This window comes from Actinophytocola sp. (assembly GCF_036402745.1).
Lineage (GTDB): Bacteria > Actinomycetota > Actinomycetes > Mycobacteriales > Pseudonocardiaceae > Actinophytocola.
The window spans coordinates 1-15,109 of the sequence record NZ_DASWSJ010000190.1; the positions used below are offsets into that span (position 1 = coordinate 1).

15 protein-coding genes are annotated in these 15,109 nt (G+C 72.8%); 5 read left to right on the forward strand and 10 right to left on the reverse strand.

The window, feature by feature from the left end:
- The 3 genes from VGD70_RS18315 to VGD70_RS18325 form a co-directional block, all read right to left on the reverse strand.
- Positions 1-830, reverse strand: an 830-nt coding sequence (locus VGD70_RS18315) for a hypothetical protein (protein ID WP_331082834.1), incomplete at its 3' end; no start/stop codon positions are given.
- 113 nt (positions 831-943) lie between these two features.
- The gene (locus VGD70_RS18320; RefSeq protein ID WP_331082836.1) at positions 944-2,176 is read right to left on the reverse strand and encodes a glycosyltransferase 87 family protein; all 1,233 of its coding nucleotides are present in this window, start codon (positions 2,174-2,176) and stop codon (positions 944-946) included.
- A 138-nt stretch (positions 2,177-2,314) separates the two neighbouring features.
- Entirely contained in the window at positions 2,315-2,557 is a 243-nt protein-coding gene (locus VGD70_RS18325) for an NAD(P)-dependent oxidoreductase (RefSeq protein WP_331082838.1), read from the reverse strand.
- A 145-nt stretch (positions 2,558-2,702) separates the two neighbouring features.
- On the opposite strand from VGD70_RS18325, the gene VGD70_RS18330 reads away from it, so the two are divergent.
- The gene (locus VGD70_RS18330) at positions 2,703-3,098 is read left to right on the forward strand and encodes a response regulator transcription factor (protein ID WP_331082840.1); all 396 of its coding nucleotides are present in this window, start codon (positions 2,703-2,705) and stop codon (positions 3,096-3,098) included.
- Here VGD70_RS18330 and VGD70_RS18335 read toward each other — a convergent pair.
- Positions 3,076-3,720, reverse strand: a complete 645-nt coding sequence (locus VGD70_RS18335; protein WP_331082842.1) for a response regulator transcription factor — start codon at positions 3,718-3,720, stop codon at positions 3,076-3,078. The genes VGD70_RS18330 and VGD70_RS18335 overlap by 23 nt on opposite strands.
- A gap of 112 nt (positions 3,721-3,832) precedes the next feature.
- Between VGD70_RS18335 and VGD70_RS18340 the strand changes: the two genes are divergently transcribed.
- A complete protein-coding gene (locus VGD70_RS18340) occupies positions 3,833-5,233 on the forward strand; it encodes a CHASE3 domain-containing protein (protein WP_331082844.1) in 1,401 nt (466 codons plus the stop codon).
- Positions 5,234-5,388: 155 nt separating this feature from the next.
- Here the strand turns inward: VGD70_RS18340 and VGD70_RS18345 are convergent, their stop codons facing one another.
- Entirely contained in the window at positions 5,389-6,000 is a 612-nt protein-coding gene (locus tag VGD70_RS18345; RefSeq protein WP_331082846.1) for a signal peptidase II, read from the reverse strand.
- A 259-nt stretch (positions 6,001-6,259) separates the two neighbouring features.
- Between VGD70_RS18345 and VGD70_RS18350 the strand changes: the two genes are divergently transcribed.
- Genes VGD70_RS18350 through VGD70_RS18360 form a run of 3 tightly spaced genes read left to right on the forward strand, consistent with a single transcriptional unit; the run spans position 6,260 to position 8,964 of the window.
- Entirely contained in the window at positions 6,260-7,159 is a 900-nt protein-coding gene (locus VGD70_RS18350) for an MFS transporter (protein WP_331082848.1), read from the forward strand.
- Positions 7,131-8,093: an aldo/keto reductase gene (locus VGD70_RS18355; RefSeq protein ID WP_331082850.1), complete on the forward strand. Its 963-nt coding sequence runs from the start codon at positions 7,131-7,133 to the stop codon at positions 8,091-8,093. The genes VGD70_RS18350 and VGD70_RS18355 overlap by 29 nt, the downstream gene beginning before the upstream one ends.
- A 13-nt stretch (positions 8,094-8,106) precedes the next feature.
- Positions 8,107-8,964, forward strand: a complete 858-nt coding sequence (locus VGD70_RS18360; protein WP_331082852.1) for an NAD(P)-dependent oxidoreductase — start codon at positions 8,107-8,109, stop codon at positions 8,962-8,964.
- Between the two features lie 89 nt (positions 8,965-9,053).
- Here VGD70_RS18360 and VGD70_RS18365 read toward each other — a convergent pair whose 3' ends face one another.
- The 5 genes from VGD70_RS18365 to VGD70_RS18385 form a co-directional block, all read right to left on the reverse strand.
- A complete protein-coding gene (locus tag VGD70_RS18365) occupies positions 9,054-9,791 on the reverse strand; it encodes an SDR family NAD(P)-dependent oxidoreductase (protein ID WP_331082854.1) in 738 nt (245 codons plus the stop codon).
- Between the two features lie 160 nt (positions 9,792-9,951).
- The gene (locus tag VGD70_RS18370) at positions 9,952-10,851 is read right to left on the reverse strand and encodes an SAM-dependent methyltransferase (protein WP_331082856.1); all 900 of its coding nucleotides are present in this window, start codon (positions 10,849-10,851) and stop codon (positions 9,952-9,954) included.
- Complete coding sequence (locus tag VGD70_RS18375) at positions 10,848-13,118, reverse strand: GAF domain-containing sensor histidine kinase (RefSeq protein WP_331082859.1); 2,271 nt, start codon at positions 13,116-13,118, stop codon at positions 10,848-10,850. The genes VGD70_RS18370 and VGD70_RS18375 overlap by 4 nt, the downstream gene beginning before the upstream one ends.
- A gap of 65 nt (positions 13,119-13,183) precedes the next feature.
- Positions 13,184-13,810, reverse strand: a complete 627-nt coding sequence (locus VGD70_RS18380) for an HD domain-containing protein (protein ID WP_331082861.1) — start codon at positions 13,808-13,810, stop codon at positions 13,184-13,186.
- A 106-nt stretch (positions 13,811-13,916) separates the two neighbouring features.
- A partial coding sequence (locus VGD70_RS18385) for a catalase (protein ID WP_331082863.1) occupies positions 13,917-15,109 on the reverse strand: 1,193 nt, incomplete at its 5' end.

The window sequence follows — 15,109 nt, forward strand, 5'->3', positions numbered from 1 at the left end:
ACCGCGGAGTCGAAGGCGACGTCGAAGCGCCGCAACCCCGACCCGGCCCGTGCGCAGGCGGCGCACCCGCAGTCGGTGACCGCGGTGCCCCTGAGGTCGATCCCCCGCTGCCAGTGCAGCAGCCGCGGCACGAACACCTGCGGACTGCGCTTGGGCACCACCCCGTCGGCGCGCCGGGCGACCGGTCCACCGAGGTGCCGGGTGGACGACGACAACCCGATGGCCGCGAGCCTCGCGCCGGCGGCGATGGCGGGAATCCCGACCGGCCCGGTGCGCAGCAGCTCCAGCGTGCGGCCGGTCCGGGCGCTCCACCGCAGCAACCGGCGCAACCCGAGGACCTTGTAGGAGGAGTCCACCGGGTCGAACGGGGCACCGAGGACCAGCGAGACGTCCCGGTCGGCGGCCCGCAGCTGCTCGGCGAGCACCCCGCTGTGCCTGGACCCGAGCCAGCCCCCGTCGAGGGCCAGGGTCACGGAGACCGGCACGGGGTAGTCGCGGTGCAGCTGCGCCTTCAGCTCGTCGAGCTGCCCCACCCGCAACCGCGGGCCCGCGGTACGCACCACCGGCAGCCCCAGCTCGGCCTGCGCCTCGACCCAGTCGAACACCGGCAGGTCGAGGTCGAGCCCCAGCTGCCCCTCGACGACCGGCGGCTTGACCTTCCCCCGCGCGAGGTAGGCGGCCGGGTCGAGGTCCACCCCGGCGAGCTCCCCCGCCCGCGCCAGCACCCGGGCGACGGTGAGCCCGTGCAGCCCCTGCAACGTGACCCCGCCGAACCGCTCCCGGTTGGCCAGCGCCTCGGCCGCGCTGCACCGGCCGAGGTAAGCCTGCACGCGCCCGAGCGACGACCGCGGAACACCGCGAGCACGCCGATCGACCATGGCCCTCTCACCTCCGGACACCACAACGGTAAGCGAAAGCCGTGGTGGCCGGATCCCGAGCCTCGCTAAACCGGGGCCGGCGCCGCCTCGTCGCGGCGGGCCGGCACGAGGACCGGGTAGGCCAGCGCCACGATGAGCGCGACCGCCAGGACGGGGTAGGTCGCGGCGGCCAGCTGGGCACCCGCGGCCATGCCCAGGTTCGCCGGCGACGACAGCGGGTAGAACGCCTCCGGCGGGACGAACCAGAACACCACGCGCAGCCCGAACACCACCGCGGTGAGCACGGTGAGCGCGAGCCACCACACCGACCGCTGCCGCCACGCGAGGCTCGCGAGGAGGATGAGCACCGGCACCACCCACACCCAGTGCGGCAGCCAGGACACCGGCGACACCAGCAGCGCGGTGAGCGCGCACACGAGCACACCCCGCAGCAGGAAACCCCTGCGGTGTAAGGCAACCGCGGTCGCCAGGCCGAGCACGCCCACGACGGCGGCGGTGGCCAGCCAGGCGAGGCTCACCGGCTCGTCGCTGCCGAGCAGCCGCGCGAGCACCCCGCGCAGCGACTCGTTGAACGGCGTCTGCGGCGCGCCGGGCCGGTTGGCGCTGAGGCCCGGCCCGAACCAGTACGCCGCCGCGTCACCTGGCACCAGCACGAAGCCGAGCAGGACCGTGCCGGCGAACGCCCCGAACGCGGTCGCGGCGGCCCGCAGCCGGCCGGTGCACGCCAGGTAGACCACGTAGATCAGCGGGATCAGCTTGATCCCCGCGGCGACGCCGATGCCCACGCCCTGCCAGCGCCTGCCGTTGCCCCGCAACAGGTCGAGCAGCACCAGGAACATGAGGATCAGGTTGAGCTGCCCGAGCGCGAGCTCGAGGTCGACCGGCACCAGCAGCACCGCGAGCGCCGCGGTGGCCCCGGTGAGCCCGGCCCGCGGCCGCGGGCCGCGCACCCCGACCGCGTCGAGCGTGCACCAGATCGCGCCCACCAGGGCCAACGCGTCGATGACGATCCAGACGAACCCGGTGACGGCGAGCGGGCCGAGCGTGGCCGGCGCGAACAGCACGGCGGCGATCGGCGGGTAGGTGAAGTACATGTGGCTGAACGACGCCGCGTCGAGGTAGAGGCCGTGCCCGCCGAGGACCGCCTCGGCGCCGAGGCGGTACACCTCGAAGTCCACCAGCCAGGTGTAGGACTGGCCGCGCCGCAGCCACACCAGGCACCCGACCAGCAACGCGGTGCCGAGGGCCCCGAGTAACCACGTCGTGCCGCGCCTCGACGTCAACTCCACAGTGGTCATCGGATCGCCTGTCGCTCAACGGGTCGGGGTGCGCCAAGCGTGACCGACGACAGCCAGATGTGAACAGGCCTCACGTACGGGATTTGGTCCCAGGCCGCTGGGACCACGTCCCGGTCCGGCTTCCCGGCGGCCCACGCGTCAGGACGTGGCGCGCGGCGGGCTGGGGATGGCTGCGGTGTGCACGACCGCGTCGTGCCCCGGCGTCACGGCGGCGGCCTGTCCGGCGTCCGCGAGGTCGGCCTGGAGGTAGGCGACCTCGCGACCGCGTTCCTCGACGGGCGGTGCCAGGTCGACCCCGGTCACGTCGTACCCGTCCCGGGACAACCGGTGGATCACGGCGGCGCCGACCTTGCCCCGGGCGCCTGTGACGAGAACCCGCATGGCCCTGTCTACCCGGGGAAACGCCACCTATCCCGCCGGCCCACGAGACAGCTCAGCCCCGCCGCGGCGGGGTGGGGCGACCTGTCCGGGAATGATCCCCGCTAGCCGGAATGCGCGCCCGAAGCCCTGCTGCGATCCTGAGGACGTGCTCCGCTGCCTCATTGTCGACGACAGTCCTCGGTTCCTGGCGGCCGCGCGCGGCGTGCTGGAACGCGAGGGCGTTGCGGTCGTCGGCGTGGCCTCGACAGGTGCCGAGGCACTCCGGCGCGTCGCGGAGCTGCGGCCGGATGTCACGCTGGTGGACATCGACCTCGGTGGTCAGAGCGGCTTCGAGGTGGTGCGGCGGCTCCACCACGACGCCGGTGTGGCGACGTCCCAGCTGATCATGATCTCCACCCACGCCGAGGACGACTACGCCGAGCTGATCGCGGCGAGCCCCACCGCGGGGTTCCTGCCGAAGACCGCGCTGTCCGCGGACGCCATCCGTGACCTGCTCGGACGCGGGGACGGCAACCGGGTCAACGGGCATCGAGAAACGTGACCACCGCGAGCACCCGGCGGTGATCGTCGTCTGCCTCCGGGAGGTTCAGCTTGGCAAGGATGTGCCGGACGTGCTTCTCCACGGTTCCCTCGGTGACCCACAACCGGCGGGAGATGCCCGCGTTGGAGCGCCCCTCGGCCATCAGCGCCAGCACCTCGCGCTCCCGCTCGCTGAGCACGGCCAGCGGGTCGTTGCGCTTGCGCGCGGTCACCAGCTCCCGCACCAGCGCCGGGTCCACGACGGAGCCGCCCTTGGCGATCCGCTCGAGCGTCTCGACGAAGTCCTCGACGTCGGTGATGCGGCTCTTGAGCAGGTAGCCGATCCGCTGGCCGCTGGCCAGCAGCTCCATCGCGTGCTCGACCTCGGCGTGCGCCGACAGAACCAGGATGGCGACGTCGGGGAACTCGGCGCGGATCTCCCGGGCGGCGTCGAGCCCCTCGGTGGTGTGCGTCGGCGGCATCCGGATGTCGACGATCACCAGCTCGGGCGCCTTCTCGCGGACCAGGGTCAGCAGCCCCGTGGCCTCGCCGGCCTGCCCGACGACCTCGAGGCCGGACCGCTCGAGCAGGCTGGCGAGGCCCTCACGCAGGAGGACGTCGTCTTCGGCCAGGATCACCCGCATCGCAGCTCCATCATCGTTTCCGGCAATACCGGCATTATCGTCCAGCTTGCCGTATCGGCTAGCGTGGCGCGCTGTGCGCATCCCCGGTGGCGCCGGCGGACCGGCGGCTGAGGTGAGAGCCGGACTCACGCGCCGCATGCTCGTGGCGAGCGGTCTGCTGGCGCTGGTCGTCAGCGCCGCCTTCGCGGTGCTGCTCCTGTCGATCGCGGACCTGCGTGCCTCGGAGCGCAGCGCGTTCCACTCCGAAGAGGTGCTCGTGGCGGCCAACCGGCTCGAGCGGCTGATCGTGGACGTCGAGGCGGGCGAGCGCGGGTACCTCATCACCGGGCAGAACAGCAGCCTCGACCTGTGGCGGTCCGGGCAGGCCGCGTTCCCCCAGCAGGCGCAGACCCTGGAGCAGCTGGTGACCGACAACCCCGGCCAGCTCGCGCTCGCCCAGCAGATCCAGCGGGACGCCACCTCCTACCTCCGGGACTACTCGATCCCGCTGGTCGATGCCGCGCGACGGGATCTCGTCGCCGCCCGGACCCCGGCGGCCGTCGACGAGGGTGTGCGGCGCATCGACGCGATCCGGGTCGGGTTCGACCAGTTCATGGCCGCCGAGCAGAACCTGGCCGCGGCCAGGCAGACCCGCTCCGACACGGCCGCCCACCGGGCGATCGTCGCGGCGGCCGCCGGCCTCGGCGGATCCGTCGTGCTCGTCGTCCTGTTCGCCGGGTACCTCTCGCGTGCGATCGTCCGGCCGGTCCGCCAGGCGGCGGGCATGGCCGGCCGGCTCGCCGGGGGCGACCTCGGCGCGCGGCTGCCGGAGCACGGGGCTGCCGAGATCGGTGTGCTGGAGCGCAGCTTCAACACGATGGCCGGGTCGCTGCAGGCCAGCCGCGCGGAGCTGGCCGCGTCACGGGCCCGCATCGTGGCGGCCGGCGACCAGGCCCGGCGCCGGATCGAGCGGGACCTGCACGACGGGATCCAGCAGCGGCTGGTGTCCCTGTCGCTGGAGCTGCGCGCCGTCGAGGCGACCGCGCCACCCGAGGTCCGGGAGCGGCTGAGCGAGATCGCCGGCGAGATGGCGGAGGCGACCGACGACCTGCGGGAGCTGTCCCGCGGCATCCACCCGGCGATCCTGTCCGAGGGTGGCCTGCGGCCCGCGCTCCGGGCGCTGGCCCGCCGCTCGGTGGTCCCGGTGGAGCTCGACGTGGACCTTCCGGCGCGGCCACCCGAGCAGATCGAGGTCGCGGCGTACTACGTGATCTCCGAGGCGCTCACCAACACCGTCAAGCACGCCCACGCCTCGGTCGCCCGGATCGACGTCCGCGCCGAGGACGGCGCCCTGCACCTCTCGGTCCACGACGACGGCGTCGGCGGCGCGGCACCCGGGCACGGCTCGGGACTCGTCGGGCTCACCGACCGCGTCCAGGCCCTCGGCGGAACGGTCGCGATCACGAGCCCGGACGGCGAGGGCACCACGCTGCTGGTGGAGCTGCCCACCGCGAGGCACGACCAGCCCTCGTGACCCGAACCTAGTCCGCCTCCCCGGGATTTAAAGTGTGCGTTGCGTCCCGGCGGATAGTGCGGGTATCGAGGTGGGTGGTGGCTGGGTGCCGTCACGGTCCCCTGAGATTCCGGTGCTCGGCGCAGGACTTCACACGATGATCTACGAGACAGGCCTTAACCCGGCAGCTGGCCGGCTTCGATGGCTGTCGTGTCCGGGGCGGTGACGCCGCCGTAGTTCACGGCGCCGAAGGTGACCACGACGATGAGACCGGCCGCGGCCGCGATCGTCGACATCCACCCGCGGGCACGCAGCCGGCGGCGCGTCGGGGTCCAGGAGCCGGTCGACCAGCCCGTGGCGGATGCGCCCACGGCCAGCAGGAAGCTCAGCGTCCCGACGACGATGAACACGTCCGCGAGGTTGTAGTAGATCTGGCCCATGTGGATGAAGTCCACCGCGCCGCGCACGCTGCCCGGGGCGGTCCAGTAGTGCAGTCCCAGCCGGTCCACGAGGTTGCTGATCCACCCGCCGATCATCAGGGTTCCCGTCACCAGCACGACGGTCGGCCGGCGGCGGCGCAGCAGGAGAGCAACCGCGGTACTCAGCAACGCGAAGTCCAGCACGTCGAGCACGCCACCGGTCACGGGGTTGGCGTACCACCGGCTGACCGTCGTCCCCACGAGCGCGTTGCCGCCGTAGTTGATGTGCACGCCCGCGGCGTGGCGCCAGGCCCACCACTTGGCCGCCTGGTCCACCGCGATGAGCCCGACCAGCAGGGCGAGCACCATCGATCGGATCGTCGTGTCCTTCCGTGCCACCCCAACGGAAAGAAGAGAAGCGGTCGTCGAGTCCCCGGCCATGTCGTTGTCTCCCTCGGCGCGTTTCCTGTTCCATGTCAAGACTTCCGGCACGGGAGGCGCGGGTCTGCCCGGCCAGCGGCCGTTGTCCCTGCCCGCTGGCTGGAATCCTGGTTTGCCCGCTACCGGCCCGTGCCGATGCACGCTGGCGGCGACGACACGAAGGCCCTTCGCGGCAAGGCTCGATTGCATGGACCGCAGACCCCATCCGCCCTATGCCAGGTCTACGTCCACGGGGCCCGCGCTGGTGGTGCTGGCGACGGCTCAGCTGGTGATCGCGCTCGACTACTCGACCGTCGACGTGGCGCTGCCGGACATCGGCCGGGTACTGGGTCTCGCCGACGGGACCGTCCAGTGGGTGGTCAGCGCCTACCCGCTGGCCGTCGGCGGGTTCCTGCTGCTGGGCGGCCGGGCCGCCGACCTGCTGGGCCGGCGGCGCATGTTCATGCTGGCGCTCGGGCTGTCCGGGGTGGCCTCGCTGGCCGGTGGGCTCGCGGGGAACGCGAGCGTGCTGATCGCCTGCCGGGCGGTGCAGGGGGTGGGCGGGGCACTGCTGTTCCCGGCGATCCTGTCGCTGGTGAACACCACGTTCGCCAAAGGCCGTGAGCGCAACCGGGCCGTGGCCGTGCTGGGCTCGGCCGGCGTGGGTGGCCTGTCCCTCGGCGTTCTGGCGGGCGGCGTGCTCACCGGCTCGTTCGGCCGGCAGGCCGTCTTCTTCGTCGACGTCCCGATCACGGCCGCGCTGCTCGTGCTGGCCCCGCTCGTCCTGCGCGACGGCGGCCCCGCGCCGCGGCCGCGGCGGTTCGACCTCCCGGGTGCCGCGCTGGTCACCGTGGGAGCGCTGGCGATCGTCGACGCGCTCGTCGAGGCGCCGACGGCCGGGTGGACCTCGCCCCGCACGCTGATCGAGGTCGCGGCCGGGGTGGTCCTCCTGGGCCTCTTCGTCGTCGTCGAGCAACGCGGGCGGCTCCCGCTCCTGCCGTTGCGGCTGCCGCGGATCCGGGCCGTGGGTGGGGACGCGCCCCGCCACACAACGGTTACGACAAGGGAGGAAACGCACTATGCGACAGGTCTATCTCGGGCCCACTGACCTCCAGGTCTCCGACATCGCGTTCGGCACCTGGGCGTTCGGTGGCGAGTGGGGCGCGGTCGACGTCGAGGAGAGCACGGCGGCCATCCACCGGGCACTCGACCTCGGCATCACCCTGTTCGACACCGCGCAGGGCTACGGCTTCGGCGCCGCCGAGCGGCTGCTCGGCGACGCGCTGCGGCAGCGGGTCAGCCGCGAGGAGGTCGTCATCGCGACCAAGGGCGGGCTGCGGATGGACGGCGACACGCTGCTCCGCGACGCGAGCGCGAGCTGGCTTCGCGAGGGCGTCGAGTCGAGCCTGCGCGCCCTCGGCACCGACCACATCGACCTCTACCAGATCCACTGGCCCGACCTGCGCACGCCCGCCGAGGAGACCGCGGCGGCGCTCGAGCAGCTCGTCGGCGAGGGCAAGATCCGCTACGTCGGCGTCTCGAACTACGGCGTCGAGCAGATGGAGGAGCTGCGCTCGCTCGGCTGGCTGGAGACCCTGCAGCCGCCGTACCACATGTTCCACCGGGACATCGAGAAGGAGATCCTGCCCTACACCGTGAAGCACCACATCGGGGTGCTGGCGTACGGACCGCTGGCGCACGGCCTGCTCGGCGGCCACATGTCGCCGCGGACGACCTTCGCCGCGAACGACTGGCGCGCCAAGAGCCCGGACTTCGCCGGCGAGACGTTCCTGCTGAACCTGCGCGTGGTGGAGCGGCTCAAGGTGCTCGCGGCGGACCTGGGCATGACCCTCCCCGCGCTCGCGGTCAGCTGGACGCTGGCCAACCCGGCTGTCGACGTCACGATCGTCGGCGCCCGCCGACCGTCCCAACTGGACGGAACAGCCGCCGACGTGCCCCTCTCGGCGCAGGACCTCGCCGACATCGACCTGATCCTCGCCGACTCGGTGCCCATGTGGGGACCGCATCCCGAAGGCATGTAGGGAAGGGAACACCATGGCAAAGCTCGCATTCCTCGGCCTCGGCCTCATGGGGACGCCGCTGGCGACCCGGCTGCTCGGGGCCGGCCACGACGTCACCGTCTGGAACCGGACCGCCGCCAGGACGACGCCCCTCGTCGACGAGGGTGCCTGGGCGGCGGAGACCCCGGCCGCGGCGGTGACCGGGGCCGACGTCGTGTTCACCATGCTGGCCAACCCGAAGGCACTGGACCAGGTGCTGGGCGGCGACGAGGGCGTGCTCAGCGCGTTGCGTCCCGGGCAGGTGCTCGTCGACATGTCCACGGTGGGCCCGCTGGAGGTCCGCGCGGTCGCCGAGCGGCTGCCGAAGCAGGTGACCTTGGTCGACTCGCCGGTGCGCGGCAGCGTCCCCGAGGCGACCGCGGGCCGGCTCGCCATCTATGTCGGCGCGTCCGACGAGGACTTCGAGACCGTCCAGCCGCTGCTCGCCGTGCTCGGCACCCCGCACCACGTGGGCGGCCCGGGCGCGGGCGCGGCGATGAAGCTGGTCGTCAACCTGACCCTCGGCGTGGCGATCACCGCCCTCGGCGAGGCCCTCGCGGTCGGCGACACGCTCGGGCTCGACCGCACGAGCCTGCTGGACATCCTGGTCGACTCGCCCATCGGGCCCACCGTCCGCAACAAGCGCGCCAACATCGAGTCGGGCACCTACCCGCCCAACTTCAAGCTGAGCCTCGCCCTGAAGGACCTGCACCTGGTGACCGAGACGGTCGACCGGCCGCTCCCCCTGGCGGAGGCGTCGCTCGGCTGGCTCGACCAGGCGGCCCACGCCTCGGTAACCGACCTCGACTACTCGGCGGTCGTCGCGACGATCATCGCCGCGCACGAGGTCTGACAGGGGTTGCCATGGCCGTCGCCCTGCCGGAACGTGCCACCGATGTCCACGCCGACGTAAGTACCTGGCTCAGTTCCCATTCAGCTCTCTCAGCGGTGGAGTCCGGCCTGGCCGAGCCCGGCGCCGCCGTCGAGGCGCAATGCCTGCCCTGTCAGGTATCCCGCCGCCGGCGACAGCAGGTAGAGCACCGGGCCGACGACCTCGGCGAGCGCCGCGACCCGCCCCATCGGCACCCCGGCGAGCAGCCGGTCGCGGGCCGCCGCGGGCATGGCGAGCACCTTCGGCGTCGCGACGAGACCGGGGACCACGGCGTTGACCCGGATGCCGGCGCCGGCCCACTCGGCGGCGAGCGACCTCGTCAGCCCGAGGACGCCGGCCTTGGCCGCGGCATAGCCCGCCTGGCCGGGCAGCCCGTCCTGCCCCGCGACCGAGGAGAACAACACGATCGCCGGCCGGCGGCCCTCCCGCAGCGCGGGGAACGCGGCCTGCGCGACGGTGAACTGGGCCACCAGGTTCGCCTCGATGTCCCCGCGAAAAGCCTTGAGCGGGAAGGTTTCCGCGCGATGGATGGTGTCCACCACGCCGGCCGCGCCGATCAGCGCGTCCAGGCCGCCCAGCCGGCCCACCGCCTCGGCCACCGCGCGGCGCGCGGCGTCGTCGTCGGTGAGGTCCGCGGTGACGGTCGCCCCCGTTCCCGGCAGGTCGACGCCCACGACCTCGGCACCCACCTCGCCGAGCGCGTCGGCCAAGGCGCGCCCCAGCCCACCCGCCGCCCCGGTCAGCACAACCCGGCTCCCCGGCACCGGCACCGTCGACCAGTCGGGCATGGCGCGCTCCCCGTGTGCGGAAACCGTGTTGTCGTACGAGCCGTGTTGTCCTACGAGCATCGCCGCCGGACGGCCCGCGTGTCGCCACCGCCAGCACGAACCCACCCCTGCGGCCAGCGGGAGTCCCGGCATACCTGCCAGCTGCCACCGCCGGGCGCGGCTACTCCCCCGCGGCGCCGGGTTTGCGTGCCACGCCGGCAAGGTAGCGCGACCGCGCGGGCGGTCCCGACCACCGGTCCGGGCCGGTCTCACCCCACTCGGGTGTCCACACGAGACCCGGCGGCACGAGCTCGAAGTCGCCGAAGAAGGCGGCGACCTCGTCGCGGCTACGCAGGTGCGCCGCCGCCGTGGTCTGCGCGTAGTTGCGGACCACCGCCCGGATGCCGGGATCGTCGAGCTCGTCGCAGCCGTGGGAGATCACCAGCAGCGAGCCGGGCGGAAGCTGCCGGCGGTAGAACTCCATCGCGTTCCCGGGCTGCCGTTCGGGCGCGATGAAATGCAGCATCGCCACCACCAGCAGGCAGATCGGCGCCGCGGGATCGATCACGTCGGTGTCGAGCACGGCACGCCACAAAGCGCCGTGGTCGAGGTAGTCGGCACGCACGGCGCGGTGCCGCCGGGTGTCCGCCGTGCCGGCCAGGAGCAGGTCGGCGTGCGCGTGCGCGACCGGTTCGTTGTCCACGTACACGACCCGGCATTCGCCCGGCGCGTGCCGGTCGGCCACCTCGTGCACGTTGCCCGCGGTCGGCAGCCCGGAGCCGATGTCGACGAACTGACGCACCCCGCGGCTGACCGCGTGGCGGACCGCGCGGCCGAGGAAGTCGCGGTTGGCGACCATCGCTCGCCGCAGGTCGGGCATCAGCTCGAGCTGGCGGTCGGCGAACTCGCGGTCGATGCCGAAGTGGTGTACCCCGCCCAGGATGCAGTCGTAGACCCGCGCCGCGCTCGGCCGGTCGACGTTGCGGCGCAACAACTCCAGCGATGCCTGGACACCCGGGCCGAGTGCCGCGGCGCGGCCGGAGAGCCCGGCGACGCGATCGATCTCGCCTGGACCGGTCACGGGGACTCCCCGCCCGCGGTGGGCCGCGCGACGCCGGCCGTGACCGGAAGATCGCAGGACGCCGTGGTGCCGGCACCCGGCGGGCTGTGCACGGTGAACGTGCCGCCCAGCGCCTCGATGCGGTCCCTCAGCCCGACCAGCCCCGAGCCCCGGTCCGGGTCGGCGCCGCCGATCCCGTCGTCGCGCACGCACACCCGGAGCATGCCGCCGCTGGCTTCCACGTCGACGGTGACCACCGTGGCGCGGGCGTGCTTCGCCGCGTTGTTGAGCATCTCCGACACGACGTAGTAGGCGCCCACCTCGACCGCCTCGGGAAGCCGGCCGTCGATCCGCACGTCGATCTCCACCGGGACGGCCGAGCGCCGCCCGAGCGCGCGCAGCGCCTGGCGCAGCCCCGCCCTGGACAGGATGGCCGGGTGGATACCGCGGGACATCTCCCGCAGGTCGTCGATCACCGCGATCAGCTCCTCGGCGACCTCGGCGAGCTCGGCCCTGGTCTCACCCTCGGCGGGGGCCGCCGCGAAACGCAGCCGCAGCGCCAGCGCGACGAGGCGTTGCTGTGCGCCGTCGTGCAGGTCCCGCTCGATCCGCCGGCGGGCGTCGTCCGCGGCCGCGACGATCCGCGTCCGCGAGGCGGCGAGCTCGGCCCGGCTCTCGGCGTTCCCCACGGCCGTCGCGACGAGCTCGGTGAAGTCCGCCATGCGGTCGGCGGTGTCGCAGGGGAACGGCCCCCGCGTCGACAACGCGTTCACCACGCCCCACAAGCGCCCCTCGACGACGATCGGGCTCGCCACCATCGACCGGATGCCCAACTCGCGCAGGCCGGTGGTCATCGGGTCCGACTGGCCACGCCACGCCTCCTCGTCGACCTGGGCGGGGCGGCCGGTCCGCCACACCTGCGCCGGGGCGAGGTAGTCCGGGATCGGCACGCGCGTCCCGATCGGCAGGTTGACCTGGACGGGCCCGGCGCCGTCGCTCTCCACCACGACCGCGGATCCGTCGGGCTCGAAGCGGGCGATGCCCGCGCTGTCCGCGTCGAGCAGCAGGCGGACCTCATCGGCGACGGCGAAGAAGGTCTCGGCCGGGTCGATGCCGCGGGCGACCAGCGTGGCGACCCTGCGCAGCGCGGCCTGCTCCGCGAGGAGGCGGGCGAGCTCGTCCCGGCTCGCCTTCAGGGAGTCCCAGTTCTGGGCGTTCGCGACCGCGGTGGCGACCAGCTCGGTGAAGTCCGTCATCCGTTGCTCGGCGTCGGGCGGCGGCCCCTGCGCGGACCCGACGGCGATGGCTCCCCACAGCCGGCCGTTGACGTGGATCGGCATGGCGACCGCGGACCGCAACCCCTCGCGCAGATACGGCTCCCCGCCGGGAACGTCGCGGTAGTCATCGACCCGGGCGGCCCGGCCGGTACGCAGGACGGTCGCCGTCAGCCCGGTCGGCGGATACCCCTCCCACCGTTCCCCGACCCGCACGTGCGGGCCCGTGGTGCCGTGGTTGGCCAGGAGCGTCACGGTTCCGTCCGGCTCGTACCGGAACATCCTCGCCGTGTCGCCACCGAAATGCCGCAGCGCCTCCGAGGTCGCTGCCGCGAACACCGCCTCGGGCGGCTCGCCGCGGGCGACCAGCATGGCCAGCCGCCGCAGTGCCGCCTGGGTCTCCGCCAGCTCGTGGAGCTTCTCCTCGGCCCGGCCGTTGGCGATCGCCGTCGCGGCGAGCTCCATGAACCCCGCCATGCGCGACTCGGTGCCGGCAGGGAAGTCCTCCCGGGAGGTCGCGGCCACCGTCACGCCCCAGTGACGTCCCCCGACGACGATGGGCGTGGCGACCCCGGCCCGCATGCCCAGCGTGGCGACCCAGGCGCCGTGCGGGCCCTTCGCCAGCCGGTCGCCGTTGATCCGGGCCGGCAGCCCGGTCCGGAGCGCGGTGTCCTGGATCATCCCGGGCAGCAGCCTCAGCCGGAAGCCGACCGGTACCTTGTCGCTCACCCGGCCGTAGGACCCGACGACGGTGATGTACTCCTCGGCTCCCCCGGGCGTTTGGTCGACGCGGGACACGAACGTGGCCTCGGCGCCGATCAGGCCGTTGAGCTCGTCCGCGACCGCGGTGAACACCTCGTCCGGCCGCGCGCCGCCGGCCACCAGCGTGGCCACCCGCCGCAGCGCCGCCTGCTCGTCGACGAGCCGGCGCAGCCGGGTGCGGTCGGGCTGGTCGTGGCCCGACTCGACCTCGGCGGCTGGAACCACGTCGGCGCCGTCTTCTGGCGCGTTCACCAGGATGACGGTAGCCCGGTGCGCAACGGGTCGGCAACGCCGCGCGCCCCGGGCCACGACGTCGCCTATTCCGGCCAGGCCGAGTTCTGGATGATGTCCACGAAGTTGGCGCGCCGGTATCCCGGGACGAACCGTTCCAGGACGTCCGCCTTCACATTCCCGAACGTCGTTTCCGGCTTGGGCGCGATGCCTTCGGTGAACGCCTCGAGAATGCCGCGCTTGAAATCCGGCCGCGGGTGCAGGCCGGTGATCTCGGCCCTGTCGGCGTCGCTGATGTCGTGGTAGCCGATGCCGAGCACGTCGTACTCGACCCCGGCGGTGACCAGGGCGACCTCGGGCTCCATGAACTCCGGGATGCCGGGCGTCGTATGCAGCGCGATGGCCGTCCACACCCGGCGAACGCTGTCCTCCGGTGCCCCGTGGGCCTGCAGGAAGCGGCGGGCCTCATCGGCACTGTCCACCTCGAAACGCCGGCCGCTGCCGCCGAACCGCGCGTTGAGGCCGAGGTCGTGGAACATCGCCCCGATATAGAGAAGCTCGGGGTCGAAGCTGAGCCCGCGGTTCCTGCCCTGCAGGCTGGCGAACCAGAAGACCCGGCGGGAATGGTTGTAGACGAGGTCGGTGGTGGAATCGCGGACCAGCTCGGTCGCTTCGCGGGCGATCTTGGTGTCGGGAACCGTCACCCCGGCCACGGACTGTTGAGCAGTGGACATTTCGCACCTTCCTGATGGTTGAGGGCCCGGCGCCCCCGGCGCCGGGCCCCCGGTCATTTCTCTGGGCCGCTTCTCGCCGGGCCGATCAGGACTGTCCGGCCCGGACGCCCTTCTCCACCCGCTGGCCCAGGTCGTCGTCGACGTTGCGCCAGTACTCGAAGGCACGCAGCAGGACCGGCTCGGTGACGCCGTCGAGCAGGTGGCCGACGATGTTGCTCACCAGCCGGTCGCGCGCCGCGTCGTCCATGACCACGCGGACCAGCGTGCCGGCCTGGCCCCAGTCGTCGTCCTCGGCGTGCAGGGTCTGCGCGGCGTGGACCATCTCGCCGTCGGCGTACCAGCCGGCGGGCTCGCCGTAGCGGACCGTGTCGGCCTGCGGGCCGCCCTTGGAGTTCGGCGCGTACACGGGGTCGGACACCTTGCGGTACCGCATCGCGCCGTCCTTGCTGTAGCTGTTCACCGGCGCGACGGGCGCGTTCACCGGCAGCTGGTTGTAGTTCGCCCCGATCCGGGCGCGGTGCGCGTCGGGGTAGGAGAACATCCGGCCCAGCAGCATCTTGTCCGGGCTCGGCCCGATCCCCGGCACGAGGTTGCTCGGCTCGACGGCCAGCTGCTCGATCTCGGAGTGGTAGTCGGTCGGGTTGCGGTCCAGGGTCATCCGGCCGACCTCGACCAGCGGGTAGTCCGCGTGCGGCCACACCTTGGTCATGTCGAACGGGTTGAACCGGTAGTCCTTGGCGTCCTCGAACGGCATGACCTGCATCTTGAGCGTCCAGCTGGGGAACTCACCCCGGCCGATCGACTCGAACAGGTCGCGGGTGTGGTAGTCGCCGTCGGCGGCGGCCAGCGCGTCGGCCTCGGCCTGGGTCAGGCACTCGACCCCTTGGTCGCTGATGAAGTGGTACTTCACCCAGAACTTCTCGCCCTGCGCGTTGACCCACATGTAGGTGTGCGAGCTGTACCCGTTCATGTGCCGCCAGGTGCGCGGGATGCCCCGGTCGCCCATCAGCCAGGTCACCTGGTGTGCCGACTCCGGGGACAACGTCCAGAAGTCCCACTGCATGTCGTGATCGCGCAGGTTGTTGTCGGCGCGGCGCTTTTGCGACCGGATGAAGTGCTGGAACTTCATCGGGTCGCGCAGGAAGAACACCGGAGTGTCGTTCCCGACCATGTCGTAGTTGCCCTCGCTGGTGTAGAACTTCAGCGCGAAGCCCCGGGGGTCACGCCAGGTGTCGGGGCTCCCCCGCTCGCCGGCCACGGTGGAGAACCGGGCCACCT